The sequence below is a fragment of the Parageobacillus sp. VR-IP genome, from assembly GCF_013357975.1.
Classification (GTDB): Bacteria; Bacillota; Bacilli; order Bacillales; family Anoxybacillaceae; genus Saccharococcus; species Saccharococcus caldoxylosilyticus.
Genome location: NZ_JABVYQ010000002.1, coordinates 42,828 through 67,577, shown reverse-complemented (window position 1 = coordinate 67,577; position 24,750 = coordinate 42,828). Strand labels below are relative to the sequence as shown.

30 protein-coding genes are annotated in these 24,750 nt (G+C 44.5%); 24 read left to right on the top strand and 6 right to left on the bottom strand.

What is annotated here, in order from left to right; all coding sequences use genetic code 11:
- Nucleotides 1-14: 14 nt before the first annotated feature.
- The 3 genes from HT574_RS05845 to HT574_RS05835 are packed head-to-tail and all read left to right on the top strand — an operon-like array spanning nucleotide 15 to nucleotide 2,557.
- Complete coding sequence (locus HT574_RS05845; protein ID WP_175243866.1) at nucleotides 15-1,043, top strand: methionine ABC transporter ATP-binding protein; 1,029 nt, start codon at nucleotides 15-17, stop codon at nucleotides 1,041-1,043.
- Nucleotides 1,033-1,701 carry a methionine ABC transporter permease gene (locus HT574_RS05840; RefSeq protein ID WP_017434766.1) on the top strand — a complete coding sequence of 223 codons (669 nt, stop codon included), beginning with the start codon at nucleotides 1,033-1,035 and terminating at the stop codon, nucleotides 1,699-1,701. Before HT574_RS05845 ends, HT574_RS05840 begins: the two co-directional genes overlap by 11 nt.
- Before the next feature lie 16 nt (nucleotides 1,702-1,717).
- Nucleotides 1,718-2,557: a MetQ/NlpA family ABC transporter substrate-binding protein gene (locus HT574_RS05835; protein ID WP_175243865.1), complete on the top strand. Its 840-nt coding sequence runs from the start codon at nucleotides 1,718-1,720 to the stop codon at nucleotides 2,555-2,557.
- A gap of 25 nt (nucleotides 2,558-2,582) precedes the next feature.
- Here the strand turns inward: HT574_RS05835 and HT574_RS05830 are convergent, their stop codons facing one another.
- The gene (locus tag HT574_RS05830; protein WP_175243864.1) at nucleotides 2,583-2,768 is read right to left on the bottom strand and encodes a hypothetical protein; all 186 of its coding nucleotides are present in this window, start codon (nucleotides 2,766-2,768) and stop codon (nucleotides 2,583-2,585) included.
- A gap of 418 nt (nucleotides 2,769-3,186) precedes the next feature.
- On the opposite strand from HT574_RS05830, the gene HT574_RS19805 reads away from it, so the two are divergent.
- From HT574_RS19805 to HT574_RS05745, 17 genes are all read left to right on the top strand, one after another.
- Nucleotides 3,187-3,375 (top strand): zinc ribbon domain-containing protein, encoded by a 189-nt coding sequence (locus HT574_RS19805; RefSeq protein WP_309138284.1) that lies wholly within the window; start codon nucleotides 3,187-3,189, stop codon nucleotides 3,373-3,375.
- A gap of 83 nt (nucleotides 3,376-3,458) precedes the next feature.
- Nucleotides 3,459-3,821, top strand: a complete 363-nt coding sequence (locus HT574_RS05820; RefSeq protein ID WP_175243863.1) for a carboxymuconolactone decarboxylase family protein — start codon at nucleotides 3,459-3,461, stop codon at nucleotides 3,819-3,821.
- 285 nt (nucleotides 3,822-4,106) lie between these two features.
- Nucleotides 4,107-4,886: a Fe-S cluster assembly ATPase SufC gene (gene sufC, locus HT574_RS05815; RefSeq protein WP_017434772.1), complete on the top strand. Its 780-nt coding sequence runs from the start codon at nucleotides 4,107-4,109 to the stop codon at nucleotides 4,884-4,886.
- A 17-nt stretch (nucleotides 4,887-4,903) separates the two neighbouring features.
- Nucleotides 4,904-6,217 (top strand): Fe-S cluster assembly protein SufD, encoded by a 1,314-nt coding sequence (gene sufD / locus HT574_RS05810; RefSeq protein WP_175243862.1) that lies wholly within the window; start codon nucleotides 4,904-4,906, stop codon nucleotides 6,215-6,217.
- Nucleotides 6,214-7,434, top strand: coding sequence for a cysteine desulfurase (locus HT574_RS05805; RefSeq protein WP_175243861.1), 1,221 nt, complete (start codon nucleotides 6,214-6,216; stop codon nucleotides 7,432-7,434). Before sufD ends, HT574_RS05805 begins: the two co-directional genes overlap by 4 nt.
- Nucleotides 7,424-7,861, top strand: coding sequence for a Fe-S cluster assembly sulfur transfer protein SufU (sufU, locus tag HT574_RS05800; protein WP_175243860.1), 438 nt, complete (start codon nucleotides 7,424-7,426; stop codon nucleotides 7,859-7,861). The genes HT574_RS05805 and sufU overlap by 11 nt, the downstream gene beginning before the upstream one ends.
- A gap of 31 nt (nucleotides 7,862-7,892) precedes the next feature.
- Nucleotides 7,893-9,290 carry a Fe-S cluster assembly protein SufB gene (sufB, locus tag HT574_RS05795; protein WP_175243859.1) on the top strand — a complete coding sequence of 466 codons (1,398 nt, stop codon included), beginning with the start codon at nucleotides 7,893-7,895 and terminating at the stop codon, nucleotides 9,288-9,290.
- Between the two features lie 181 nt (nucleotides 9,291-9,471).
- Nucleotides 9,472-10,320, top strand: coding sequence for a DUF72 domain-containing protein (locus HT574_RS05790; RefSeq protein WP_175243858.1), 849 nt, complete (start codon nucleotides 9,472-9,474; stop codon nucleotides 10,318-10,320).
- 17 nt (nucleotides 10,321-10,337) lie between these two features.
- On the top strand, nucleotides 10,338-11,156 hold the full coding sequence (locus HT574_RS05785; protein ID WP_175243857.1) for a sulfite exporter TauE/SafE family protein: 819 nt from the start codon (nucleotides 10,338-10,340) through the stop codon (nucleotides 11,154-11,156).
- A gap of 14 nt (nucleotides 11,157-11,170) precedes the next feature.
- Complete coding sequence (locus HT574_RS05780; RefSeq protein ID WP_175243856.1) at nucleotides 11,171-12,562, top strand: bifunctional metallophosphatase/5'-nucleotidase; 1,392 nt, start codon at nucleotides 11,171-11,173, stop codon at nucleotides 12,560-12,562.
- Between the two features lie 56 nt (nucleotides 12,563-12,618).
- Complete coding sequence (locus tag HT574_RS05775; protein WP_017434780.1) at nucleotides 12,619-12,921, top strand: YunC family protein; 303 nt, start codon at nucleotides 12,619-12,621, stop codon at nucleotides 12,919-12,921.
- A 73-nt stretch (nucleotides 12,922-12,994) separates the two neighbouring features.
- A complete protein-coding gene (yunB, locus tag HT574_RS05770; protein ID WP_175243855.1) occupies nucleotides 12,995-13,750 on the top strand; it encodes a sporulation protein YunB in 756 nt (251 codons plus the stop codon).
- A 322-nt stretch (nucleotides 13,751-14,072) separates the two neighbouring features.
- Nucleotides 14,073-15,260 carry an ABC transporter substrate-binding protein gene (locus HT574_RS05765; RefSeq protein WP_175243854.1) on the top strand — a complete coding sequence of 396 codons (1,188 nt, stop codon included), beginning with the start codon at nucleotides 14,073-14,075 and terminating at the stop codon, nucleotides 15,258-15,260.
- Between the two features lie 85 nt (nucleotides 15,261-15,345).
- Nucleotides 15,346-16,224, top strand: a complete 879-nt coding sequence (locus HT574_RS05760) for a branched-chain amino acid ABC transporter permease (protein ID WP_175243853.1) — start codon at nucleotides 15,346-15,348, stop codon at nucleotides 16,222-16,224.
- A 16-nt stretch (nucleotides 16,225-16,240) separates the two neighbouring features.
- Nucleotides 16,241-17,215: a branched-chain amino acid ABC transporter permease gene (locus HT574_RS05755; protein WP_175243852.1), complete on the top strand. Its 975-nt coding sequence runs from the start codon at nucleotides 16,241-16,243 to the stop codon at nucleotides 17,213-17,215.
- Nucleotides 17,190-17,969 (top strand): ABC transporter ATP-binding protein, encoded by a 780-nt coding sequence (locus HT574_RS05750; protein ID WP_175243851.1) that lies wholly within the window; start codon nucleotides 17,190-17,192, stop codon nucleotides 17,967-17,969. The genes HT574_RS05755 and HT574_RS05750 overlap by 26 nt, the downstream gene beginning before the upstream one ends.
- 1 nt (nucleotide 17,970) lies before the next feature.
- Nucleotides 17,971-18,678: an ABC transporter ATP-binding protein gene (locus HT574_RS05745; RefSeq protein ID WP_175243850.1), complete on the top strand. Its 708-nt coding sequence runs from the start codon at nucleotides 17,971-17,973 to the stop codon at nucleotides 18,676-18,678.
- A gap of 43 nt (nucleotides 18,679-18,721) precedes the next feature.
- Here the strand turns inward: HT574_RS05745 and HT574_RS05740 are convergent, their stop codons facing one another.
- Nucleotides 18,722-19,738: a M23 family metallopeptidase gene (locus HT574_RS05740; protein WP_175243849.1), complete on the bottom strand. Its 1,017-nt coding sequence runs from the start codon at nucleotides 19,736-19,738 to the stop codon at nucleotides 18,722-18,724.
- A 168-nt stretch (nucleotides 19,739-19,906) separates the two neighbouring features.
- On the opposite strand from HT574_RS05740, the gene lipA reads away from it, so the two are divergent.
- A complete protein-coding gene (gene lipA / locus HT574_RS05735) occupies nucleotides 19,907-20,803 on the top strand; it encodes a lipoyl synthase (RefSeq protein WP_175243848.1) in 897 nt (298 codons plus the stop codon).
- Nucleotides 20,804-20,863: 60 nt separating this feature from the next.
- Here lipA and HT574_RS05730 read toward each other — a convergent pair whose 3' ends face one another.
- On the bottom strand, nucleotides 20,864-21,550 hold the full coding sequence (locus HT574_RS05730) for a YhcN/YlaJ family sporulation lipoprotein (RefSeq protein ID WP_175243847.1): 687 nt from the start codon (nucleotides 21,548-21,550) through the stop codon (nucleotides 20,864-20,866).
- A gap of 114 nt (nucleotides 21,551-21,664) precedes the next feature.
- Here HT574_RS05730 and HT574_RS05725 point away from each other — a divergent pair, with 114 nt between their 5' ends.
- On the top strand, nucleotides 21,665-21,940 hold the full coding sequence (locus HT574_RS05725) for a YutD family protein (RefSeq protein WP_017434790.1): 276 nt from the start codon (nucleotides 21,665-21,667) through the stop codon (nucleotides 21,938-21,940).
- Between the two features lie 45 nt (nucleotides 21,941-21,985).
- On the opposite strand, the gene HT574_RS05720 is transcribed toward HT574_RS05725, so the two are convergent.
- Together HT574_RS05720 and HT574_RS05715 are read right to left on the bottom strand one after the other, a co-directional pair.
- Complete coding sequence (locus tag HT574_RS05720; protein ID WP_017434791.1) at nucleotides 21,986-22,267, bottom strand: hypothetical protein; 282 nt, start codon at nucleotides 22,265-22,267, stop codon at nucleotides 21,986-21,988.
- Between the two features lie 58 nt (nucleotides 22,268-22,325).
- A complete protein-coding gene (locus tag HT574_RS05715) occupies nucleotides 22,326-22,595 on the bottom strand; it encodes a DUF3055 domain-containing protein (RefSeq protein WP_017434792.1) in 270 nt (89 codons plus the stop codon).
- Nucleotides 22,596-22,707: 112 nt separating this feature from the next.
- On the opposite strand from HT574_RS05715, the gene HT574_RS05710 reads away from it, so the two are divergent.
- The gene (locus HT574_RS05710) at nucleotides 22,708-23,145 is read left to right on the top strand and encodes a DUF86 domain-containing protein (protein ID WP_175243846.1); all 438 of its coding nucleotides are present in this window, start codon (nucleotides 22,708-22,710) and stop codon (nucleotides 23,143-23,145) included.
- A 127-nt stretch (nucleotides 23,146-23,272) separates the two neighbouring features.
- A complete protein-coding gene (locus HT574_RS05705; protein WP_175243845.1) occupies nucleotides 23,273-24,043 on the top strand; it encodes a TIGR01457 family HAD-type hydrolase in 771 nt (256 codons plus the stop codon).
- A 111-nt stretch (nucleotides 24,044-24,154) separates the two neighbouring features.
- Here the strand turns inward: HT574_RS05705 and HT574_RS05700 are convergent, their stop codons facing one another.
- A complete protein-coding gene (locus HT574_RS05700) occupies nucleotides 24,155-24,652 on the bottom strand; it encodes a phosphatidylglycerophosphatase A family protein (protein WP_017434797.1) in 498 nt (165 codons plus the stop codon).
- Nucleotides 24,653-24,750 lie beyond the last annotated feature (98 nt).

The following is a 24,750-nucleotide window of genomic DNA, read 5'->3' as shown; positions in this document are numbered from 1 at the left end:
AGGTGAAAATGTGCATGATTACATTGGAAAATGTGACGAAAATATATGAAGCGGCAAACGGATCGGTCACTGCAGTCGATCATGTTTCTTTACAAATTAAAGAAGGGGAAATTTTTGGAATTATCGGATATAGCGGCGCGGGGAAAAGCTCGCTCATCCGTCTTCTTAACGGATTGGAAAAACCGACAAGCGGCAAAGTCATTGTTGCCGGACGGGATATGGCTAATATTAAAGGAAAAGAATTGCGAAAGGCTCGCCAGGAAATCGGGATGATTTTCCAGCATTTTAATTTGCTATGGTCAAGAACTGTTCATGAAAATATTGCCTTTCCGTTAGAAATTGCTGGTATCCCGAAGGAAAAGCGGAAAAAGCGGGTCGATGAGCTAATTCAGCTTGTCGGGCTGCAAGGAAGAGAACATGCTTACCCGTCACAGCTGAGCGGCGGGCAAAAGCAGCGCGTTGGCATCGCGCGTGCGTTAGCAAACAATCCAAAAGTGTTATTGTGCGATGAGGCTACATCCGCGCTAGACCCGCAGACAACTGATTCCATTTTGGAACTTTTGGTGGATATTAATAAACGTTTAGGATTGACGATCGTATTAATTACCCATGAAATGCACGTGATTCGCAAAATTTGCGATCGCGTCGCAGTGATGGAGAACGGAAAAATTGTCGAGCAAGGCGAAGTGCTGCAAGTGTTCCGGCAGCCAAAACAAGAGATTACGAAACGATTTGTGCGGCAAGTTGTTGAACCGGAGGAAACAAAAGAAACGATTACCCATCTGCTTGATAAATATCCGAACGGAACGGTTATCCAATTGACGTTCGTCGGGGAGGCTGCGGAACAGCCGCTGATTGCCAATGTTGTGCGCCAGTTTCAAGTGGATGCAAATATTTTACAAGGGAAAATTTCACAAACTCATCAAGGCGCCTACGGTGTGCTGTTTGTTCATATAGATGGGGAAAAAGAGGAAGTGGCCCGCGCGATCGATTATATTCGCCAGCAGCAAGTGGCGGTGGAGGTGATTACGGATGCTCGCTAACCTCTTACCGAACGTAGAGTGGGATATGATTTGGGCGGCTACGGTCGAGACGCTTTACATGACGGGAATCGCCGTTGTGGCGACATTTATATTAGGAACGATTCTTGGCCTGCTTTTGTTTTTAACGTCAAAAGGAAACCTCTGGGAGAACCGTCTGGCGAATATGATCATTGCTGCTATCGTCAATATTTTCCGTTCCATTCCATTTATTATATTAATTATTTTGTTAATCCCATTTACGAAATTGTTGGTTGGAACGATTCTTGGTGCCAACGCCGCGCTGCCGGCGCTCATTATCGGAGCGGCGCCATTTTACGCGAGAATGGTGGAAATTGCGCTCCGCGAAATTGACAAAGGTGTTATTGAAGCGGCGAAAGCAATGGGGGCATCAACGGCAACAATTATTTGGAAAGTGCTGCTTCCAGAGTCACTGCCTGCACTTGTGTCCGGAATTACCGTAACGGCTATCGCTTTAGTTGGGTATACGGCGATGGCAGGAGTTGTCGGCGCCGGCGGCCTTGGAAATTTGGCCTATTTGGAGGGGTTCCAGCGCAATCATAACGATGTCACGTTTGTCGCCACTGTTCTTGTTTTAGTGATTGTTTTTGTCATTCAGTTTATCGGTGACTTTGTCACTTCCAAAATAGATAAGCGATAAAAAGGGGGAAATCGATATGAAAAAATGGATTAGTGCATTATTTGCCGCCGTTCTTGTATTGGCATTGGCAGCATGCGGAGGCAATAACAACGCTGCTGACGGCAAAAAAGAAGGAAAATTAACGAAATTAGTCGTTGGAGCTTCCAATGTTCCGCATGCCGAAATTTTAGAACAAGCAAAACCGATTTTAAGAAAAAAAGGCATTGACTTAAAAATTGTTACATTCCAAGATTATGTATTGCCAAACAAAGCGTTGGCGGATAAAGAAATTGACGCGAACTATTTCCAACACATTCCATATTTGGAATCGCAGAAAAAAGAACACGGATATGACTTCGTCAACGCTGGCGGCATTCATATTGAGCCAATCGGTATTTATTCAAAAAAATATAAAAGCCTTGAAGAATTACCAGACGGCGCGACGATCATCATGAGCAACTCGGTTGCCGACCATGGCCGCATTTTATCGATGCTGCAAGAAAAAGGATTGATTAAGTTAAAAGACGGCGTGGACAAAACAAAAGCTACGGTGAAAGACATTGTCGAGAATCCGAAACATTTAAAATTTAAAACAGATGTTGATGCGGGAATGCTGCCGCAAATTTATAAAAACGGCGAAGGCGATGCAGTCGTGATTAACGCGAACTACGCGCTAGATGCTGGCTTGGACCCTGCAAAAGACCCGATTGCTATCGAGTCGCCGAAAAACAACCCATATGTCAATATTATCGCTGTACGTAAAGGCGATGAAAACCGCAAAGAAATTAAAACGCTTGTCGAAGTGCTGCAGTCGAAAGAAATTCAAGACTTTATTAAAAAAGAATATAAAGGTGCTGTCATTCCAGCGGCACAATAAAAATAACGGAAGCGATTCGCTTCCGTTATTTCTTTTTTGGCAGCTTTTCGAGAATGGCGATCAGCAGCGTAATGATCAAAGAGCATTGAAGCGAAATAACGATGGTAACAATATCGGTTGGTTGCGCGTCTTCCAACAATGCCCCTACCAAGAAAAATAACAAGGTAGAGATAATAATCATCATGAGGAATATGGAAATCCATTTTCCCATTTGTTTCCCTTCCATTCGTCTATATTTTAATTCCTTTTTCCTTCACGAGAACACCCGCCGGAAGCCCACGGCTTTAGCTGTGGGAGGAAGGTGGATTTTTCCTATTTTCAATATATACTGAATTATTTATTCAATATAAGTATAATGAATTTAGAAAAACAGGTGAATGAAGAATGCACTGCACTCTCAAGATAAAATTAGCGTCAACCCCTGAACAATTCCATGCGTTGCTGGAAACGATGAAACGGTTTAACCAAGCTTGCAACTATATTAGCGAGATTGCTTTTCGCTTTAGAACCTTTTCCAAAACGAAAATCCATCGGCTTTGCTACTAGCAACAGCATCGTCAACACTCTTCTCGGTCTTTTTATCAGTTGAGAAAGTTTATGGAGTTAAAGCAGCGATCGCTGGCGTTCGGGTGGTATTGGTTCATCCGAAGAATACTTCCCGCACCTGTCCGATTTGCGGACATGTTGCCAAAGAAAACAGGCCGTCAAGAGGACAATTTTATTGTCGCGCTTGTGGGCACGCTGCCCCTGTCGACAACGTGGCTGTGGAAAATATCCACAGGGCTGCGGTCAACCAGCCGAACGCGGCAGCCAATTAGGCTAGTTGCACGCCCACGGTTTAGCCGTTGGGCAATTGACACATACTAACACCGATATAATTTATTGAGAGAGGTGTTAAGGAGTGAACCAGCAACAACATACGTCGGTTGAAACGGCTCTTCGCCATTATAAAGAGGGAATTGGCGTGTTTACGCAAAAGCTCCCCGAAATTGCTAGCAGCTTCAATGCTTTCACCGAAGCTTGTTTTGAAGCCGGCGCGTTATCAAAAAAAGAAAAACAGCTTATTGCTTTGGGAATCAGCCTTGCTACGCAAGATGAATATTGCACGATTTACCATACGAAAGGCTGTTTAGACGAAGGGGCTTCGGAACAAGAAATTTTAGAAGCGTGTGGGGTAGCGGCGGCATTTGCCGGCGGCGCGGCGATGAGCCAAGCGGTAACGCTAGTGCAAGAATGCATTCGCGAATTATCCCAAACCCATTAAAAGACTCCGACATAGGAGTCTTTTTTATAGCGTCTGAAAAATTCGTTAGCGATGCCAATTTTTTTAATCTAAGTTGATTGAACGCAAACAATATGCCGTTCGCGTAAAACGTAATCAGCAATTATAATAATTTTCACTATGAACATAGTGAGATTGTGTTCAAAAGGTTGCTAATACTTTTCATTTGTTATAAGATTGTAATGAGAATAAAATGAGAATGGAAGGCAAGAAAATCAGTGGTATACTGATTACATACATTTTCAGCGAAAATTGGAGGTATTCTGCATGGCAGTGTTGACAATTAAAGATCTTCACGTATCGGTAGAAGGAAAAGAAATTTTAAAAGGCGTGAATCTGGAAGTAAAAGGCGGAGAAATTCACGCAATCATGGGTCCGAACGGGACAGGAAAATCGACGTTATCGTCCGCGATTATGGGGCATCCAAAATATGAAGTGACACAAGGCAGCATTACATTAGACGGGCAAAACGTGCTAGAAATGGAAGTGGACGAAAGAGCGCGCGCTGGTTTGTTTTTGGCGATGCAATATCCAAGCGAAATTAGCGGGGTAACAAACGCTGATTTCCTGCGTGCCGCCATTAATGCCCGTCTTGGCGAAGGCAATGAAATTTCGTTAATGAAATTTATCCGCAAGTTGGATGAAAAAATGGCGTTCCTGGAAATGAATCCAGATATGGCGCATCGTTATTTGAACGAAGGATTCTCGGGCGGGGAGAAAAAACGCAACGAAATTTTACAGTTAATGATGCTCGAGCCAAAAATCGCGATTTTGGACGAGATTGACTCCGGTCTTGACATTGACGCGTTAAAAATTGTTGCCAAAGGCATTAATGAAATGCGCAGCAGCGAATTTGGCTGTCTGATCATTACGCACTATCAGCGCTTATTAAACTACATTACACCGGATTATGTGCATGTCATGATGCAAGGGCGCATTGTGAAATCCGGCGGCCCGGAATTGGCGCAACGTCTAGAGGCGGAAGGATACGACTGGATTAAAAAGGAACTTGGCATCGAAGACGAAACGGTTGAGCAAGAAGCGTAAGCGTTAGGAGGAATATTATGACGACGGAAACAAAAATACCATTCGACCAACAATATGTGCGCGCGTTCTCTAGCGGGCGCGGTGAACCGGACTGGCTGTTACAGCTTCGCTTACAAGCTCTTACCAAAGCAGAAGAGCTGCCGCTGCCGAATCCGGATAAAACGAAAATCGACAAATGGAACTTCACCCAATTTGCCAATCATGTTGTTGAAAGCGCGCCATATGCTTCGTTAGACGAATTGCCTGAGCCGGTAAAAGCGCTGATTGAAGCAGGAGAGGAAACGAAAAACTTATATGTGCAGCGCGACCATACTCCTGCGTATCTATCTTTATCGGATGACTTGAGAGCAAAAGGCGTCATTTTCACCGATATTTTCACCGCGGCGCGCGAACATGGAGAGCTGCTGCAAAAATATTTGATGAAAGACGGCGTCAAGGTAGACGAGCATCGTTTAACAGCATTGCATGCCGCGTTGTTAAATGGTGGCGTGTTTGTCTACGTGCCGAAAAACGTCGAAGTCGATGTTCCACTGCAAGCGGTATATATTCAAGAAAACGATGATATCGCGTTATTTAATCATGTCATTGTCGTTGTGGAAGATAATAGCCGTGTTATTTATGTGGAAAACTATATTTCCACGAAAGAAACGAGCAAAGCAGTTGTCAATATTGTCGCCGAAGTGTTTGCCAATACAAACGCCCGCGTATTTTTCGCCGCTGTCGATAACTTGGCAAAAGGGGTTACAACGTACGTCAATCGCCGTGGCATTGCGGCACGCGATGGCCGCATCGAATGGGCGCTCGGCTTAATGAACGACGGCAATACAGTTTCCGAAAACGTCACCCGCTTAATTGGCGATGGTTCGTTTGGCGATACGAAAACGGTTGTTGTCAGCCGCGGGGAGCAAGTGCAAAACTTTACGACGAGCGTCGTACACTACGGAAAACATACGGAAGGCTACATTTTAAAACACGGCGTGGTGAGAGACAGCGCGACATCGATTTTTAACGGGATCGGCAAAATTGAACACGGAGCTTCGAAATCGAACGCCCAGCAAGAATCGCGCGTCTTGATGCTAAGTGAAAAAGCGCGCGGCGATGCCAACCCGATTTTATTGATCGATGAAAATGATGTGATGGCAGGTCACGCGGCATCAGTCGGACGAGTGGACCCAATACAGTTATACTATTTAATGAGCCGCGGTATTCCAAGACGTGAAGCGGAGCACCTCATTATTCACGGATTTTTAGCTCCGGTTGTTGAGGCGATTCCAATTGAAAGCGTGAAAAAACAATTGATTGAAGTTATTGAAAGGAAAGTTCAATCATGAATGTAAAAGAGATACGGAAACTGTTTCCTATTTTAGACCAAGAAGTGAACGGCAAGCCGCTCGTATACCTTGATAATGCAGCGACGTCGCAAAAACCGCTTCCTGTCATTGAGGCGCTCGATCAATATTACCGTCAATACAATTCCAATGTCCATCGCGGCGTGCATACGCTTGGCACAAAGGCGACAGATGCGTACGAAGGGGCCCGGGAAAAAGTGCGGCGATTTATTAACGCTAAGTCTGCTCAGGAAGTGATCTTTACAAGAGGGACGACAGCAGCGTTAAATATCGTTGCCGCCAGCTATGGCCGCGCCAATTTGCAGGAAGGCGATGAAATTGTCATTACGTATATGGAGCATCATAGCAATTTGATTCCGTGGCAGCAGGCAGCCAAACAGACAGGGGCCACATTAAAATATATTCCGCTTCAAGCGGATGGAACCATCGATATAAAAGATGTAGAAGCAACGGTGACGGCAAACACGAAAATCGTTGCTGTTGCCCACGTGTCCAACGTGTTAGGAACGATTAACCCAATCAAAGATATTGCACGAATCGCCCATCAACATGGGGCGGTTGTTGTGGTGGACGCCGCGCAAAGCGCCCCGCATATGAAAATTGACGTTCAAGATCTTGATTGTGATTTTCTAGCGCTTTCTGGGCATAAAATGTGCGGTCCGACCGGAATTGGCGTATTATATGGTAAAAGAGATTTATTAGAGCGGATGGAGCCGGTAGAATTTGGCGGGGAAATGATTGATTTTGTTGAATTGTATGATTCGACATGGAAAGAGCTTCCTTGGAAATTCGAAGGAGGCACGCCGATTATTGCCGGAGCAATCGGCTTAGGCGCGGCGATTGATTTCCTTGAAGATGTCGGATTAGATCATATTGCCGCCCATGAGCATGAACTGGCGCAATATGCGTTAGAACGAATGTCTGCTATAGACGGGCTGACCATTTATGGTCCGAAACAACGGGGCGGATTGGTTACGTTTAATATAGACGGCGTTCATCCGCACGATGTAGCAACCGTTCTTGATGCGGAAGGCATCGCTATCCGCGCCGGCCACCATTGCGCGCAGCCGTTGATGAAATGGCTGAATGTAACCGCGACAGCGCGGGCAAGTTTTTATCTCTACAATACAAAAGAAGAAATTGATCAGCTTGTCGTTGCATTACAGAAAACGAAGGAGTATTTTGGCCATGTCTTTTAATAATCCTTTAGATCAGCTTTATCGACAAGTTATTATGGATCATTATAAAAATCCGAGAAATCGCGGTGTTCTAGAAGGAAACAGTGTCGATATCAATATGAATAACCCGACCTGCGGTGACCGTATTCATTTAACGATGAAAGTAGAAGACGGGAAAATTGCCGATGTGAAATTTGAGGGAGAAGGCTGTTCGATTTCGATGTCATCAGCGTCGATGATGACACAGGCGATTAAAGGAAAAACAGTGGAAGAAGCATTAAAGCTAGCCAATATCTTTTCCGAGATGATACAGGGGAAAAAATATGATAGCTCGGTCGATTTGGGCGATATCGAAGCGTTGCAAGGCGTTTCCAAGTTTCCTGCCCGCATTAAATGCGCTACGTTGGCGTGGAAGGCAATGGAGAAAGGGTTGCATCAGCATCATTAATGGCAAGGAGAAAAAAGGAGAGTGAAAGCGCATGGCAAAGAAAGCGCCAGAAATCGGCGAATATAAGTATGGGTTCGTCGATAAAGACGTATCGGTATTCCGCGCGGAGCGCGGATTGACACGGGAAGTGGTCGAAGAAATCTCCCGCATGAAAAATGAACCGCAATGGATGCTGGAATTCCGCTTAAAAGCGTTAGATATTTTCTATAGCAAACCGATGCCGCAATGGGGTGGCGATTTATCGAGCTTAGATTTTGACGAAATTACGTATTACGTAAAACCAACAGAAAAATCGGGCCGTTCTTGGGATGAAGTGCCGGCGGAAATTAAAGCAACGTTCGATAAGCTGGGGATTCCTGAAGCTGAACAAAAATATTTAGCCGGCGTATCGGCGCAATACGAATCAGAAGTGGTATACCACAATATGAAAGAAGATTTGGAAAAACTGGGAGTCATCTTTAAAGATACGGACTCGGCATTGAAAGAAAATGAAGATTTATTCCGTGAATATTTTGCCAAAGTTGTGCCTCCTACCGATAATAAATTTGCTGCGTTAAACTCAGCCGTATGGTCGGGTGGCTCGTTCATTTACGTCCCGAAAGGAGTCAAAGTGGAAACGCCGCTGCAAGCGTACTTCCGCATTAATTCGGAAAATATGGGGCAATTTGAACGCACGCTGATTATCGTCGATGAAGGGGCGCACGTTCACTACGTCGAAGGATGTACGGCGCCAATTTATACCACAAACTCGCTTCATAGCGCGGTCGTTGAAATTATTGTTAAAAAAGGCGCATATTGTCGTTATACGACGATTCAAAACTGGGCAAACAACGTATTTAATCTGGTTACCAAACGGGCTGTCTGTGAGGAAAACGCGACGATGGAATGGATTGACGGCAATATCGGCTCGAAATTAACAATGAAATATCCAGCTGTCATCCTAAAAGGAGAAGGCGCCCGTGGTTTAACGCTATCGATCGCAATTGCCGGAAAAGGACAGCACCAAGACGCAGGGGCGAAAATGATTCACCTTGCTCCAAACACCTCGTCGACAATCGTATCAAAATCGATTTCGAAACAAGGCGGAAAAGTAACATATCGCGGAATGGTGCACTTTGGCCGCAAAGCGTCGGGGGCGCGCTCGAACATTGAGTGCGATACGCTGATTCTTGATAACCAATCGACATCGGATACGATTCCGTATAATGAAATTTTAAATGACAATATTTCGCTCGAGCATGAAGCGAAAGTATCGAAAGTATCGGAGGAGCAACTGTTCTATCTCATGAGCCGCGGCATTTCTGAACAGGAAGCGACAGAAATGATTGTCATGGGCTTCATTGAGCCGTTTACAAGAGAGCTTCCGATGGAATATGCGGTCGAAATGAACCGACTCATTAAGTTCGAAATGGAAGGTTCTATCGGTTAATGCCGTTTAGCGAAACCATCCATTTGCCTATGGCGAATGGATGGTTTTCTCTATTTCTTGCTGTAATAATATTCCGTTGTTCTCAAATTTTTTGCCATTGTGATATAGTTAAAATAAAAATAAGTGTTAAAGCCAAAAAATAATCGGTCTTGACAGTAGCGTATGATCTAAGGTGATACATATGATTTATATAGGATTGACAGGCTGGGGAGATCATGACAGCCTATATCCTCCTGGACTTGCCGCAAAAGATAAGCTGCAGGAATATGCGGCGCATTTCCCAACGGTAGAAGTCGATTCTTACTTTTATGCGATTCAGCCACGGCAAAATGTCGAAAAGTGGATTCGCGAAACACCTTCTTCGTTCCAATTTGTTGTAAAGGCGTATCAGGGGATGACAGGGCATGAACGCGGCCCGATTCCATATGCCGACAAAGAAGAGATGTTTGCCGCGTTTTTGGATTCGATTGAACCGTTTATTCAGTCGGGAAAACTAGCGATGGTGTTGTTTCAATTCCCGCCTTGGTTTGATTGCCGCCGCGAGCATGTCGCGTATTTACGCTGGTGCAAGGCGAAAATGAAAAACATCCCGGCAGCACTGGAGTTTCGCCACCGTTCCTGGTTTTCTCCCCGTTATTATGCAAAGACGTTGCAATTTATGAAAGAGGAAGGATGGATTCATAGCATTTGTGACGAACCGCAGGCGGGGGAAGGATCGATTCCGACCGTTCTCTATCCGACGGATGCGGAAAAAACGCTCATTCGTTTCCATGGCCGCAACATCCATGGGTGGAATAAGGCGACAGGCGGGGAAAACTGGCGCGCGGTTCGATATTTGTACCGATATCGTGAAGAAGAGCTGCGCGAGTGGGTCAGCCACATCGAAATGTTAAAAACGAAGACGAAAAATATTTATGTGCTGTTTAACAACAACTCTGGCGGAGATGCGGCGGATAATGCGAAACAATTGATCCGTTTGCTTGGCATTGAATATACGGATTTAGCACCACGACAGCTTGATTTATTTTAATATTGGGGATGAACGATATGGAATATGCGCTGTTAGTCATTGTCGGTTTTTTAGCAGGAACGATCGGTAGCTTAGTCGGTTTAGGCGGCGGCGTGATTATTGTGCCATCTCTGTTGTTTTTAAGCGCGATACATTGGCTGCCGCACGTGACTCCGCAGTTGGCGGTCGGCACTTCACTCGTTGTTATTATTTTCAATGGGCTGTCGTCGACCTTGTCGTATATGAAGGAAAAAATGGTCGATTATCAAAGCGGGCTTTTATTTTTTATTGGAAGCGGTCCGGGGGCGATCATTGGCGCATGGGTAAATAATATATTAAGCTTGCAGCACTTTTCTTTATATTTTGGCCTTTTTTTAGTGGCTGTATCGTTCTTTTTATCTTTTAACAAAAATAATGCGAGGAGTTCAGAGCGGAAGGCGTTTCCCATTACCCGCACGTATGTAACGAATGAAGGAGAAACGGTGACGTATGGGTATCATCCGTTTGTCGCTATTGCCATCTCCTTTGTCGTTGGCTTTTTCGGCGGCATGTTTGGTATTGGCGGCGGTTCGCTAATGGTGCCGGCAATGATGATATTGTTTCTCTTCCCGCCTCACGTTGCCGTTGCGACTTCGATGTTTATGATCTTTTTATCTTCATTGGTTAGCTCGCTTACACATGTGTTTATGGGAAACGTACAATGGTTATTTGCGCTCGCCTTAATTCCGGGGGTTTGGTTTGGAGCGAAAACGGGTGCATTTATTAATAAGCGGCTGCGCAGCAAAACTGTCGTTATCGTTTTGCGGATTGTGCTTGTTCTTTTAGGAATTCGACTTATTTACGAAAGCTTTTCATAAGAGGAGGACGCCCATTGAAACGGACAGTATATGTATATCATACGAATGATGTGCATAGCCATTTTGAGCATTGGCCGCAAATTTCCTATTTTTTGGCTGAGCAAAGACGGAAACATCAGCAACGGAATGAGACGATGTTGTTGTTTGACATCGGCGATTTTATCGACCGTTTCCACCCGATTACCGAGGCGACAAGGGGAAAAGCGAATGTCGATTTACTTAATGCACTTCAGTATGATGCGGTAACAATCGGAAATAATGAAGGAATTACCCTTGATTACGAAGATTTAAACACGCTGTATGAAAACGCTCGTTTCTCCGTGCTTGTCGCCAATTTATTTCACAAAGACGGCACCCGCCCTTCATGGGTGCGCCCCTATTCGATCATTCCGATTTCCGATGCATTTCGCATCGGCGTTATTGGTGTCACGGCTTGTTTCGCCGAATCTTATGAGCTGCTTGGCTGGAAAGTGGCACCGCCGCTTGAAATGCTCGAGAACATTGCGGCAGAAGTCAAAAAACAAGCCGATCTTGTCATTTTATTATCGCATTTAGGCATCCATGAGGATGAAAAAATTGCAAAGACCATGCCGGACATTGACATTATTCTGGGTGGCCATACGCATCACTTGTTTCCAGAAGGAAAAAGAATTAATAATACGTTGCTATGTGCAGCTGGAAAATATGGGAAATATATTGGGATAGTAAAGCTGGAAATCGAGGAAAACGGCCATACATATGAAACGTTAGCGACCGTAGTAGATGTGGGGGATTTGCCGGATTGGGAGCAAATGCAGCGCACTTTATCCATACTAGAGCAGCAAAGTCTAGAAAAGCTGGAAGCAGAACAAATTGCTGAGCTAAAGGAAGACTTGCCGTTGCAATGGTTTTCGCCGTCTCCGTTTGCAAAATTGCTCGCTTCAGCATTAAAAGAATGGTGCGATGCGGAAATTGGCATGGTGAATGCGGGAGTTCTGTTAGAGCCGCTTCCGAAAGGAATAGTCACTAGAAAAGATTTGCACCGCATTTGCCCACATCCGATCAACCCTTGCAAAGTTCAGCTGCGTGGCGCGGAATTAAAGGAGATTATTTTACAAGCAAATACCGAAAGAATGAAATACTTACAATTTAAAGGATTTGGTTTTCGCGGCAAAGTGATGGGGCAAATGGTTTATGACGGGGTTGAGCTCGAGACGGAAAGAAAAGAAGATGGTGCGGAACATATCCGTCGCATTACGATTAATGGCGAGCCGTTAAATCCGGAACAATTATATGAGGTGGCCACGATCGATATGTTTACGATCGGCCATTTTTATCCGCAAATCCGGCACGCTCCGAAAAAGAAATATTACATGCCCGAGTTTTTACGGGACGTGTTGGCATGGAAATTGGCGAAAGAGAAATAGGCACACATCTTTCTCTGCTTCATACATTGAAGTAGGGAAAGGAGCGTGATGTTATCATGATTCACGTAACACCGATGATGATCGACGGTTATCCATTTATCGCTATTTCTGTCCAATTGCCGAAAACCAATTTGCTTGCTGTAGCGAGTGAAAAAGGGTACATTATGTGTGGAGCGCTTGATGTGGCGTTACTGAACGAGAAATTGCGCGACCGCGGAATTGTGGCTGGAAGGGCGGTCGGGGTCCGCACGATTGAACAGTTGCTTGAAGCGCCTTTAGAATCGGTGACGGTGGCTGCCGAAGAGCTGGGAATTACGGTCGGTATGAAAGGAAAAGATGCTTTGTTGAAGATGCGGTAAAAAATTATATAACAATTGGCTTTATCCCCTTCCTTTCAAGCATACATATAGCTTGTAAAGGAGGGATTTTATTTTGCCTAGATTTTCCGCTCGTCCCCGTTTGTTAAGAAGAGGACCGCTTCCGTTTCGCTATGTGTTTTTGCTGACGTTTGTGTTTTTTATGTTTTCTACCGCTCTTAGTCTTTGGATTGTCAATAAAAGCATTGAACCAGTTTTAATGGAAATTGCCGAAACGGAAACGAAACGGATTGCTAATTTAGTGATTAATAATGCGATCGAACAGCAATTTTTAAAAGAAAATCAAGAGATAAACGATTTGGTCGTCGTGCAAAAAGATGCTAATGGCAAAATTGCTTCTGTCGATTTTAACACTGCTGTTATAAACCGAATTTTGGCAAGGACGGACGATTACGTGATGGAAAGCTTAAAGGCGGCAACAGAAGGGAGAATTGAAAGGCTTGTGCTTCCCGAGGTAGAATCCGGAAAAGGAGAAAGCAGAGGGATTATTTACTATATTCCTTTTGGCCAAGTCACGAACAATTCGCTTCTTGGCAATCTTGGCCCGCGTATTCCCGTGCAGTTTCAAGTCATTGGCAATGTAGCATCCGAGGTAACGAAGGAAATCAAACCATTTGGTATCAACAGCGCATTAATTGAAGTCGATATTCACGTTTCCGTTGATATTCAAGTAGTGATTCCGTTTGCCTCTAAAGTCGCAACGGTTACCACGGACATTCCGATCGCGATGCATGTGCTTCCAGGAGAGGTTCCTCAATTTTATAATAACGGTGGAAATGTTGGTCCTTCTTTACATGTGCCATCCCATTAATCATCTATTGGCCGTGGATATGGAGATTGATTTGTTGTTTTTTGCAGCAAAAACGAAAAATTATATATAAAAAACGTTATTGTTTGCTGTTTTTATTAAGCTGTTTTGCTGATAGACAATTCATCTGCAAAACAGCTTTTTAATTTACAGAAGAAAACACCTAGACGGGGGACAAAAAATTTTGTAATATTATATTAAATTGGGAATAGTTTTATTATTATGTTATTTAGGAAAATATTTAGAAAGGATGTGGGGGAAGAAGAGGAGACGTGCGCTCATCCAAAACTGAATTTTCCGAAAAATTATTGTGGGGGGACAAAGAATGAAGAAAAAAGGATTAGCAAGTATTTTTCTATCACTGGCATTAACTGCTGGCGTCATGGCAGGATGTGGAGGAGAGAAGGAGACGAGCGGCACCTCTGGCGGCAGCGGAGGAGGCGGCGATATGATTAAAATCGGCGCCAATCTTGAATTGTCTGGTGGGGTAGCTTCATATGGGCAATCGATCGCCGAAGGATTAGAACTTGCTTTTGAAGAAATCAACAAAGAAGGGATTAATGGCAAAAAACTGAAGCTTGTGAAGGTAGATAACAAATCGGATGCAGCCGAAGCGACGAACGGCGCGATCAAGCTCGTCAGCCAGGACAAGGTAGCAGCGATTATCGGCGCCGCAACGAGCACCAATACGCTAGCGCAAGTCCAAGTGGCCCAAGACAACAAAGTTCCGTTAATTACGCCAACGGGAACAAACCCTACGATTACGAATAAAAATGGCAAAGTAAACGATTTTGTATTCCGGACATGTTTTATTGATCCTTTCCAAGGGACAGTTGCCGCAAAATTCGCGATCAATGATTTAAAAGTGAAAACTGCAGCGGTGCTGATTGATAGTTCCAGCGACTATTCGAAGGGTCTTTCCGCAGCGTTTAAAAAAGCGTTTGAAAAAGAAGGCGGCAAAATTGTAGCGGAAGAAGCTTACGTTGCTAAAGACACGGACTTCCGTGCCACGCTTACCCGCATTAAATCGGCTAATCCAGAATTCATTTTCTTGCCTGGTTATTACGAAGAAGTAGGTCTTATCGTAAAACAGGCGCGTGAACTTGGCATTAATGCACCGATTATGGGCGGCGACGGATGGGATTCGCCTAAATTAGTGGAAATCGCCGGCAAGGATCCATTGAACAATACGTTTATTACGAACCACTATTCTTCCAATGACCCAGATCAAAAAATTCAAGATTTTGTAAAAGCATTCAAGGCGAAATACAATAAATCTCCAGATGCCTTCAGCGCGCTTGGATATGACACGGCATATTTTCTCGCTGATGCCATCAAACGCGCTGGAAGCGCAGATCCAGAAAAAATTAAAGACGCGCTTGCGAAAACGAAAGACCTCTCTCTTGTCTCGGGAACATTGACGCTAGATAAAAACCATGATCCAGTGAAGTCAGCTACGATTCTCGAATATAAGGACGGCCAGCAACAATTTAAAACAAAAGTAAACCCGTAATCGCACGAGGCGGATAGGGAGCATGTCCCCCTATTCCGAATTTTTCTAGATAAAAGAAACAGTCTTCTTTAAGGAGAGTGCAAATATGGAACTCATTCAGCAACTAGTTAACGGGATCTCCCTTGGAAGCATCTACGCACTGATTGCTCTTGGCTATACGATGATATACGGAATTGTGCGCCTCATCAATTTTGCGCACGGCGATGTATTTATGATTGGTTCTTTTGTTGGATTTTACGCTGTCACCAGTTTTCATGTAGGTTTTTTTCCAGCGTTGCTCCTCGCAATGGTTTCCTGCGCGATTTTAGGGGTATGTATTGAGAGAATCGCTTATAAACCGTTGCGAAACGCTACAAAAATCGCTGTACTGATCACTGCCATCGGGGTTTCGCTTTTAATTGAGTATGGAACCATTTATCTGCGTGGTGCTCAGCCAGAAGCGTATCCTAGCACAGTGCTTCCGGATAAAAAAATTGAAGTATTGGGCGTAACCGTTAATAGCCAGTCATTATTGATTCTTGGTGTTTCCATTGTATTGATGATTCTCCTTCAATTTATCGTCCATAAAACAAAAATCGGAAAAGCGATGCGGGCCGTTTCTCATGATGCAGAAGCAGCTCGGTTGATGGGAATTAATGTAGATAATACTATATCAGCGACTTTTGCCATTGGCTCGGCTTTGGCGGGGGCAGCAGGCGTTATTTTCGGGATTTACTATACTAAAATCGACCCGCTGATGGGAATTATTCCAGGTTTAAAAGCGTTCGTAGCTGCCGTATTAGGAGGAATCGGCATTATCCCTGGCGCGATGGTTGGCGGTCTGATGCTTGGCGTCATTGAATCGCTCGTAAGCGGTCTTGGTTATTCGCTTTGGCGGGATGGGGTCGCTTTTATCATTCTTATTTTGATTCTCATTTTCCGACCAGCTGGATTATTTGGTAAAAACGTAAGAGAAAAAGTGTAAAGGATGGTAGGGAGCGATGGCAACTTTGAAGCGGACGATAGGATTTTGGATCTCCATTGTACTGGCGCTGATCCTTTTTGTTGTGGTTCAGGTGCTAATATCGGGAGAAATACTTAATCCCTTTTATGTTAATACGTTATTTTTTATGGTGATTAACATTATACTAGCTGTCAGCCTTCATTTAATCATCGGGATTACCGGACAGTTTTCCATTGGCCATGCCGGGTTTTTTGCCGTGGGAGCTTATGCATCAGCAATTATGACGATGAAATTGCAGATGCCGTTTGCGCTTGCATTGCTTGTTGGCGGTATCGCTGCTGCGATTGCGGGTCTCCTTATCGGCATTCCTAGCCTGCGGTTAAAGGGCGATTATTTAGCGATTGCTACGCTTGGCTTTGGGGAAATTGTACGAATCAGCCTGCTAAACATTGAGTATGTTGGCGGCGCCAGCGGTATGACGGTAACCCACCTCACCACTTGGCCATGGGTGTTTGCCTGCCTGCTTATCACCATTATTGTCATTGCTAATTTTACTAACTCTACCCATGGACGTGCCTGCATCTCGATTCGAGAGGATGAAATCGCAGCGGATTCTATGGGAATTAACACGACGTATTATAAAGTGGTCGCTTTTGCCATAGGTTCTTTCTTTGCCGGAATTGCCGGGGGGCTTTATGCTCATCATTTTTATATCATTCAGCCGACTAACTTTGGCTTTCTGAAATCATTTGATATTTTGATTTTTGTTGTGCTTGGCGGACTAGGAAGCATGTCTGGCGCGGTGATCGCTGCTATCCTATTAACCATTGTTTCGACATTCCTTCAGGATTATCCAGAAACGCGAATGATTATATATAGCATCATTCTTATTTTGGTTATGCTGTATCGCCCAAAAGGGTTGCTAGGCACGAAAGAAGTAACATCTTTCTTTAAGCTGCGCAGAGCGGCGCAAGGGGGAATTGGAAATGACAACAAGAACACCGTTGCTTAAGGCGGCACACGTCGGCATACAATTTGGTGGCCTGAAAGCTTTGTCTGACGTCAATATGGAGTTGAATAAGGGAGAATTAGTAGGACTTATTGGACCGAACGGGGCAGGGAAAACCACCTTTTTTAACTTGCTGACCGGCGTCTATGAGCCAACTGAAGGAAGCATTGTGCTTGACAATGAAAGGCTTAACGGTCTGCCGCCATATAAAATTACGCGCAAAGGAATCAGCCGCACATTCCAAAATATTCGGCTGTTTGGTGAACTTTCGGTGATGGACAATGTAAAAGTTGCCTATCACTCTCTCGCCCGTCATTCTATTCTTAGTTCCATCTTTCGCCTTCCTCCCCATTTTTCTGGAGAAAAAGAAATAGAAGAAAAAGCAGTAGAATTTTTGAAGATTTTTAAGCTCGAACATGTGATGGATGAGAAAGCAAAAAATTTGCCATATGGACAGCAACGCCGTTTAGAAATCGCCAGAGCTCTTGCCGCGCATCCAAAGCTATTGCTGCTTGACGAGCCTGCAGCAGGGATGAATCCACAGGAAACGAAAGAATTAATGAGTTTGATTGCCTTTATACGCGAGAAGTTTGATTTAACGATTTTGCTGATTGAGCACGATATGTCTCTCGTGATGGGAATATGCGAACGGATTTATGTGCTTGACCACGGGCAGTTGATTGCGCATGGCACACCGGAAGAAGTGAGAAATAATCCGAAAGTGATCGAGGCATATCTTGGCGAGGAGGTTTCTTAACGTGCTAAAAGTGGAAAGCATCGATGTATTTTACGGAAATATTCAAGCGTTAAAAGGTGTATCACTGGAAGTAAAAAACGGCGAAATCGTCACCTTAATCGGCGCCAATGGCGCCGGCAAAAGCACGCTGCTAAAAACGATTTCTGGGTTGTTAAAACCGAAGCAGGGAGATATTTTATACGAAGGAGCGTCCATTGCGGGTAAAGCGGCGCAAACCATTGTGAAACAAGGAATTTCCCACGTTCCCGAAGGCCGCCGTATTTTTGCCAATATGACTGTAGAAGAAAACCTGGAATTAGGTGCTTTTTTAAGAAAGGATAAACAGGAAATTCAGCAAGACTTCGAGAAAGTGTACCATCTGTTTCCTCGCCTTTACGAGCGGAGAAAACAGCTTGCCGGAACTTTGTCGGGGGGTGAGCAGCAGATGCTGGCGATCGGCCGCTCCCTGATGGCTCGGCCTCGCCTTCTATTGCTCGATGAGCCATCGATGGGGTTGGCGCCATTATTGGTGAAAACCATTTTTCGCATCATTGAAGAAATTAACTCCTTTGGGACGACTATTTTATTAGTCGAGCAAAACGCGCATATGGCGCTATCTGTAGCCGATCGGGCATATGTCATTGAGTCAGGGCGGGTCGTCTTGTCAGGAACAGCACAGGAACTAAATGCAAGCGAACAGGTGAAGAAGGCGTATCTAGGGGGACATTAAAGATTATTGTTCCATACGGCACAGAGGATAGAAAAAAGGAGGCCTATTTCTGTTTGGCCTCCTTATTTTTCTTCTGTTTTTGTTTTTCCGAGCGTTCCCAAGCTTTTAAGTGCGGATATGGGTCGAACGACCATTCCGTATAGCCATTATCTTTGTACATTCCGTAATGAAGGTGAGGTGGGAATTTTCCCGCTGTTCCCGGCGGACCGTAGCCGGAGCTGCCGACCGAGCCGATCACGGTTCCCGGCTCAACGATCTGCCCTTCGCGCAAATTAGAGGCAAATCCGTTTAAGTGGCCAAAATAATGGTACGTATTATTAATATCGCGAATACCGATGCGCCAGCCGCCATATTTGTTCCAGCCCTTTAATTCGACGATTCCGTAACACGTCGATCGCACTGGGACACCATAGTCGGCAAAAATGTCCGTGCCTTCATGGATGCGGCGTCCTCCCCAGCCTCTTGCATCTCCCCACGTATCGCGATAGCTGTAGTTAGCATGCAGAGGAAGTGGAAATACATGGTCATCTAATTTTAACGTTTGGTACTTTTTATATATTTTCGCTTTGCCTAAAATGAGGTCAACCGTTTTGCTGCGCTGGTAATAATTCCATAGCGCTATTTTAATATGCTGATGATCGATTCCGTACGTTTGCAAATAGCGAGCAATCGCAAAAATCACATCTTCATCATCCTCGCGATTGGCAAGGCCGTCACCATTGCCGTCGATGCCCAGACCGCCAAATTGTGAAATCGTAAACGGATTAGTATCATGAGGGTTTTTATTTAGCGGGCCGGCCCAAATTTCCGGTTTGATATAGATCCCAAGCACTCCGGTAGGTTTCGGCAAATCACGGCGCACTTGCCGGACGTTTCGTTCGTATTGGTCGATTGCCGCAAAGTAATACCAAGGGATAAGCGAGACCGCTTCCGCTTTTTTATACAGCTCCATTCGTTTTTCGTATATCGTGTCCTCATCCATTTTTTCTTTGGCAAATGTTGCTTTTGGCACCGTTAATACAAAAGCAGCAATCCATACAATAAATATCCATCGGCACACGCGTTTCTACTCCTTTCCATCCGTTTCATATATTTAGTTTGGGGAGATTTGCTTGTTTCATAAATGTTAAAAAGCGGTAAGTGGTGGGAAATGGCTAATTCCTTTGTGTTTGGCAGCTGTTTTTTTTATAATGAAAGATGTAAATAAAAACTTATTGGAGTGAGAACAATGTCGACAAAAGAAGAACATCTTCGCAAGCCGGAGTGGTTAAAAATAAAGTTAAATACAAATGAAAATTACACTGAACTAAAGAAATTGATGCGTGAAAACCGATTACATACGGTATGTGAGGAAGCAAAATGTCCAAACATTCATGAATGCTGGGCGGTTCGGAGAACGGCGACATTTATGATTTTAGGAAATGTATGCACTCGTGCCTGCCGTTTTTGTGCGGTCAAAACGGGGCTGCCGACCGAACTAGACTGGCAGGAACCGGAACGCGTTGCAGAGTCTGTCCGCATTATGAACTTAAAACACGTTGTCGTCACTGCTGTTGCCCGCGATGACTTAAAGGACGGCGGGGCCGCCGTGTTTGCGGAAACCGTTCGGGCCATCCGCCGCAAAAACCCGTTTACGACGATTGAAGTTCTGCCTTCCGATATGGGCGGAGTATATGAAAACTTAAAAATATTGATGGATGCCCGCCCAGATATTTTAAACCATAATATCGAGACGGTGCGCCGCTTGACGCCGAGAGTACGCACACGTGCCACCTATGAACGCTCGCTGGAATTTTTGCGTCGCGCCAAAGAACTGCAGCCGGATATTCCAACAAAATCGAGCATCATGGTCGGACTTGGGGAAACGAAAGAAGAAATTATTGAAGCGATGGATGATTTGCGCGCCAATCATGTCGATATTTTAACGATCGGCCAATATTTACAGCCGACGAAAAAACATTTGAAAGTAGTAAAATATTACCACCCAGATGAATTTAAAGAGTTGAAAGAAATTGCCTTGAGCAAAGGGTTTACCCATTGCGAAGCCGGCCCGCTTGTTCGGTCTTCGTATCATGCCGATGAACAAGTCAATGCGGCTTCGGCAGCGCGGCAAATGAAAGCATAAAGGCGTCGAAAAAACGGTCTTGCCTTCTGTATGATGAAGACAGACCGTTTTTTCTTCACATTAGCGTGTTGTTTTGGCTGATCTTGTCGTTCCGTCGTGAAAATCGCGGTCAAGACGGTCGTTTGTTTCATTGATCATTTCGCCGTTTTCATTTTCTCCGTCACTTAGCTTCCGACCTTGTGGATATTTTAGCATTTGTTGAATCGTAGCATCGATCATTTGATCGATGTTTCGGCTGTTCGAATCCAAACGTCCGAAACGTTCGATGTCTCTCATCAGCTGTGGATTGTCGGCCACGTATACATGGTAATAGCGGGGAACGACAGAAAGCGCGGTCTTTTTCACTTGGTCTGCCGTTTCGTTACGGTTTTTTGTATCGGCATCATAGACGACTAACACTTCCTCATCGGTTACCAATGTAGCGACATCTTTCACGTTTGGAAGCTGTGTACAGAGCTTGCTGATTAAATCGGCAGCTTGCTCGCGGTTAAAGGTCGGCATGTTGTTATAAATATTGGCATCGCCGCGAACAGGGCTTTTTTGGTGGCGGACATAGCCAAAGTTGTTCATTGGCGTATCGTCGCCGTTCGGCACTCCATTTTCGTTATATAAATCATTGCGGTCGGTGACATTCATCGTATTGCCGCTCCGTTTATATACATCTGTATTGTCATCCCGTGCCATCTGCGCACAGCCTGCTAATGTGACAGCTGTACCCAATGCGACGGCAAGCAATGGTTTTCTCATTGTCAATTCCCCCCTTTCACCTTTAGGATGATTCTCTTGCTGAACTTCAATAACAGTAATTGATTGGGAACGTTTCATCGTTTATGATGAAAGTGGAAAGGCAAGGTGAAAAGGATGATATGTATTAACAATATCTGTTACGAACTGGTGGAAAACGTGAAAAATGCGTTTAATGAAGAGGCGTTTCGCGCCCGATATGCCGATATTTTAAGCAAGTATGACTATATTGTCGGGGATTGGGGATATAATCAGCTCCGTTTACGCGGCTTTTTTGATGACTATAACCAAAAAGCGACATATGATACTAAAATCAGCACTTTATCTGAATATTTGTATGAATATTGCAATTTTGGCTGCGCCTATTTTGTGCTTCGCAAAATAAAGCGGTAAAGCGAGATGCGGCTATCCTTTTTCATGAGGATAGCCGCTCGTTCATTAATCCTGGCCGTATGGAAATTGCTCGTTTTCCCGCGGATCGTCATGCAACGGGTGTGCGCCAGGATCTCGTCTTGGAATATTTTGATGGAATGATTTGAATTCATAGTTAAACGCGCTGTAATGGCGCTGTCCTTTTTTCCATGGGGTGCTTTTATTTTCGACCGGCACGTCGGCACGGCGCGGCGATCCATACGGCCCTTCGGGAAATTCTTCCGCCGTTAAAAAATTTTTCTGCTTTTCCACGGTGGAAAAGTCGCTATATTTTTCCTTCTCCTGCATTTGTTTCACCTTCCTCGTTTCCGGGGATTGTTTATAATGTTCCCGAATGAGAAGGCGACTATGAAATACATTCGTACAAAAATGCCCGCAAATCATTCGCGTCTTCTTCACTGAGATGATACGCATGTTCTAAGTATCCCGGTTCCTCTAGATCGTCTTGTCCGATAATGGCAAAACGGTTGCTTTGCAAGTCGAGAACTAAATATTTCCCGTAGAAGCGATCTGTCTCGATGATCGCCAAATCGAACCGCTGCCGTTCTCCTAAAAAGCTGACGAAGCGCGTTTTTGTTTCAATGGTATCATCGTATAAGTAAAAACGATCACTCATTGGCCATGACCTCCAGTCCAAATTGAAGTTATTTTTATCATAGCAGACAATAGGGGAAATGTCCTGTTGATTATGGTACAATAAAAAAAGAACTATATAGGAGGAAACTGCGATGTATTTTGTCGATCGTAACAAAATCGAGGAAACATTACGTTATATGGAAAAAATGCTGTATATTTATAAGGAAAAAGCGGAGTGGGATGACGAATTATCCCGGCTTGCTTTAGAGCGGATTGCCCATTTAGTGATTGAGGCCATTTTAGATGTCGGAAATGCCATGATTGACGGGTTTATTATGAGAGACCCGGGCAGTTACGAAGATATTATCGATATTTTAACGGACGAAAAGGTAATAACAGAAGAGGATGCCAAAGCATTAAAAGCGATCATTGCCCATCGGAAAATGCTGGTGCACCATTATACGAACGTCGATCATAAGAAATTGCGGGAAGATATGCAAAAATATTTTGCGGCTCTTCAAGCGTATCCAATAGCCGTGCGCACGTATTTAGAAAACGAGCTCGGCCCGGTGTCAGCGTTTCGCAATTAAGCCACAGCATTTTCATCGTATCGTAAGCACGCTTCTGTAGTTTGCTGAAGCGTGTTTACTTTTTGACATTTTTCGCTTGTTTTTATAAAGTTGGGTATATGTGCAAGATGAAAAAGGGGTGAGAACGTTGAAAAAGTATAACGGTTATTTAATCGATTTGGACGGAACGATGTACCGCGGAACCGAATGCATTGCGGAAGCTCGCGACTTTGTAAAGGAATTGCACCGGAAAGGCATTCCGTATTTGTTTGTGACCAATAACTCGTCGCGCACGCCGGTGCAAGTAGCGGAGAAATTGCAGTCATTCGGCGTTCCGGCGGCAGCAGAACATGTATTTACGACCAGCCAGGCAACCGCTAATTATATTTTTGAAAGAAAGCCAGATGCTTCCGTTTATGTCATTGGGGAAGAAGGAATCCGCACCGCGCTCGAGGAAAAAAGATTCACGTTCGCAAAAGAAGACGCGGACTTTGTGGTGATGGGAATTGACCGCAGCATTACATATGAAAAACTGGCAATTGCCTGTTTAGCCGTGCGCAACGGGGCGACATTTATTTCAACCAATGCTGATATCGCCATTCCGACCGAGCGGGGGTTGCTGCCGGGTAATGGCGCACTTACAGCCGTTGTCGCGGTATCCACACAAGTACAGCCGATTTTTATTGGCAAACCGGAGAAAGTGATTATGGAACAGGCGTTAAAAGTGTTAGGAGTTCCAAGAGAGGAAACACTGATGATCGGTGATTATTACGATACCGATATTATGGCGGGGATGAACGCCGGAATCGATACGCTGCTTGTCCATACCGGAGTAACGACAAAAGAGCTGCTGCAACAATATGAAAAACAGCCGACTTATACTGCCGATTCATTACGGGAATGGATGGACCGCATATGAACCTCTCCCTCCTTCACTCCGTTTAGAGGAAGGGAGACTTCTCGGAAAAATGATAAAAAAGCCGCCGCTCTTCCGCGAAAGAGCGGTGGCTTTTTTGCTATAAATCCATGTTTATTCCGTATTCGCAGCCCGGTGCGCTAAGCGGCTTGAAGCAGCGGCTGCAATGGCGCCGACGATATCATCTAAAAACGTATTGCATTTTCCGGTTGATTTATCATTTAAGTATTGTAAAATGCCTGGCTTTTGTTTATCAATGTACCCATAGTTCGTAAGGCCAATCGATCCGTACACGTTAACGATCGACAGCGCTAAAATTTCGTCCACCCCGTAGAGCCCTTCATCGCGATGAATAATGGACTGCAGCGGTTCGTCTAATTTGCCCTCTTCCGCTAATTTATCAAGCTGAATGCCGGTTAGGATCGCGTTTTGCACTTCGCGTTTCGAAATGACACGGTTTACGTTTTCAATACATTCTTCCAGTTTCAAATCAGGATGGTACTTCGATTGTAGGTAATATACAAGTTCGGCAATATCTTTGATGGTCACCCCTCGCTCTTCCAGCCATTGGCGAGCGGTTTGTTCAAGATTGTTCATAATTGGTTCCTTCATGAGCGTCACCTATTTCTTCAAGGAATTGTTTTCTTATTATATATGTTTATGATGGCATAAATGTGTCGCTTCTGTAAACATAGATGCTCGTGATGAAG

Bases quoted from the DNA above. Each gene is read 5' to 3' on its own strand.
- HT574_RS05845 (WP_175243866.1), top strand. From the start codon at position 15: ATGATTACATTGGAAAATGTGACGAAAATATATGAAGCGGCAAACGGA.
- HT574_RS05840 (WP_017434766.1), top strand. From the start codon at position 1,033: ATGCTCGCTAACCTCTTACCGAACGTAGAGTGGGATATGATTTGGGCG.
- HT574_RS05835 (WP_175243865.1), top strand. From the start codon at position 1,718: ATGAAAAAATGGATTAGTGCATTATTTGCCGCCGTTCTTGTATTGGCA.
- HT574_RS05830 (WP_175243864.1), bottom strand. From the start codon at position 2,768: ATGGGAAAATGGATTTCCATATTCCTCATGATGATTATTATCTCTACC.
- sufC (WP_017434772.1), top strand. From the start codon at position 4,107: ATGGCAGTGTTGACAATTAAAGATCTTCACGTATCGGTAGAAGGAAAA.
- sufD (WP_175243862.1), top strand. From the start codon at position 4,904: ATGACGACGGAAACAAAAATACCATTCGACCAACAATATGTGCGCGCG.
- HT574_RS05805 (WP_175243861.1), top strand. From the start codon at position 6,214: ATGAATGTAAAAGAGATACGGAAACTGTTTCCTATTTTAGACCAAGAA.
- sufU (WP_175243860.1), top strand. From the start codon at position 7,424: ATGTCTTTTAATAATCCTTTAGATCAGCTTTATCGACAAGTTATTATG.
- sufB (WP_175243859.1), top strand. From the start codon at position 7,893: ATGGCAAAGAAAGCGCCAGAAATCGGCGAATATAAGTATGGGTTCGTC.
- HT574_RS05790 (WP_175243858.1), top strand. From the start codon at position 9,472: ATGATTTATATAGGATTGACAGGCTGGGGAGATCATGACAGCCTATAT.
- HT574_RS05785 (WP_175243857.1), top strand. From the start codon at position 10,338: ATGGAATATGCGCTGTTAGTCATTGTCGGTTTTTTAGCAGGAACGATC.
- HT574_RS05775 (WP_017434780.1), top strand. From the start codon at position 12,619: ATGATTCACGTAACACCGATGATGATCGACGGTTATCCATTTATCGCT.
- HT574_RS05765 (WP_175243854.1), top strand. From the start codon at position 14,073: ATGAAGAAAAAAGGATTAGCAAGTATTTTTCTATCACTGGCATTAACT.
- HT574_RS05760 (WP_175243853.1), top strand. From the start codon at position 15,346: ATGGAACTCATTCAGCAACTAGTTAACGGGATCTCCCTTGGAAGCATC.
- HT574_RS05755 (WP_175243852.1), top strand. From the start codon at position 16,241: ATGGCAACTTTGAAGCGGACGATAGGATTTTGGATCTCCATTGTACTG.
- HT574_RS05750 (WP_175243851.1), top strand. From the start codon at position 17,190: ATGACAACAAGAACACCGTTGCTTAAGGCGGCACACGTCGGCATACAA.
- lipA (WP_175243848.1), top strand. From the start codon at position 19,907: ATGTCGACAAAAGAAGAACATCTTCGCAAGCCGGAGTGGTTAAAAATA.
- HT574_RS05730 (WP_175243847.1), bottom strand. From the start codon at position 21,550: ATGAGAAAACCATTGCTTGCCGTCGCATTGGGTACAGCTGTCACATTA.
- HT574_RS05725 (WP_017434790.1), top strand. From the start codon at position 21,665: ATGATATGTATTAACAATATCTGTTACGAACTGGTGGAAAACGTGAAA.
- HT574_RS05720 (WP_017434791.1), bottom strand. From the start codon at position 22,267: ATGCAGGAGAAGGAAAAATATAGCGACTTTTCCACCGTGGAAAAGCAG.
- HT574_RS05715 (WP_017434792.1), bottom strand. From the start codon at position 22,595: ATGAGTGATCGTTTTTACTTATACGATGATACCATTGAAACAAAAACG.
- HT574_RS05710 (WP_175243846.1), top strand. From the start codon at position 22,708: ATGTATTTTGTCGATCGTAACAAAATCGAGGAAACATTACGTTATATG.
- HT574_RS05700 (WP_017434797.1), bottom strand. From the start codon at position 24,652: ATGAAGGAACCAATTATGAACAATCTTGAACAAACCGCTCGCCAATGG.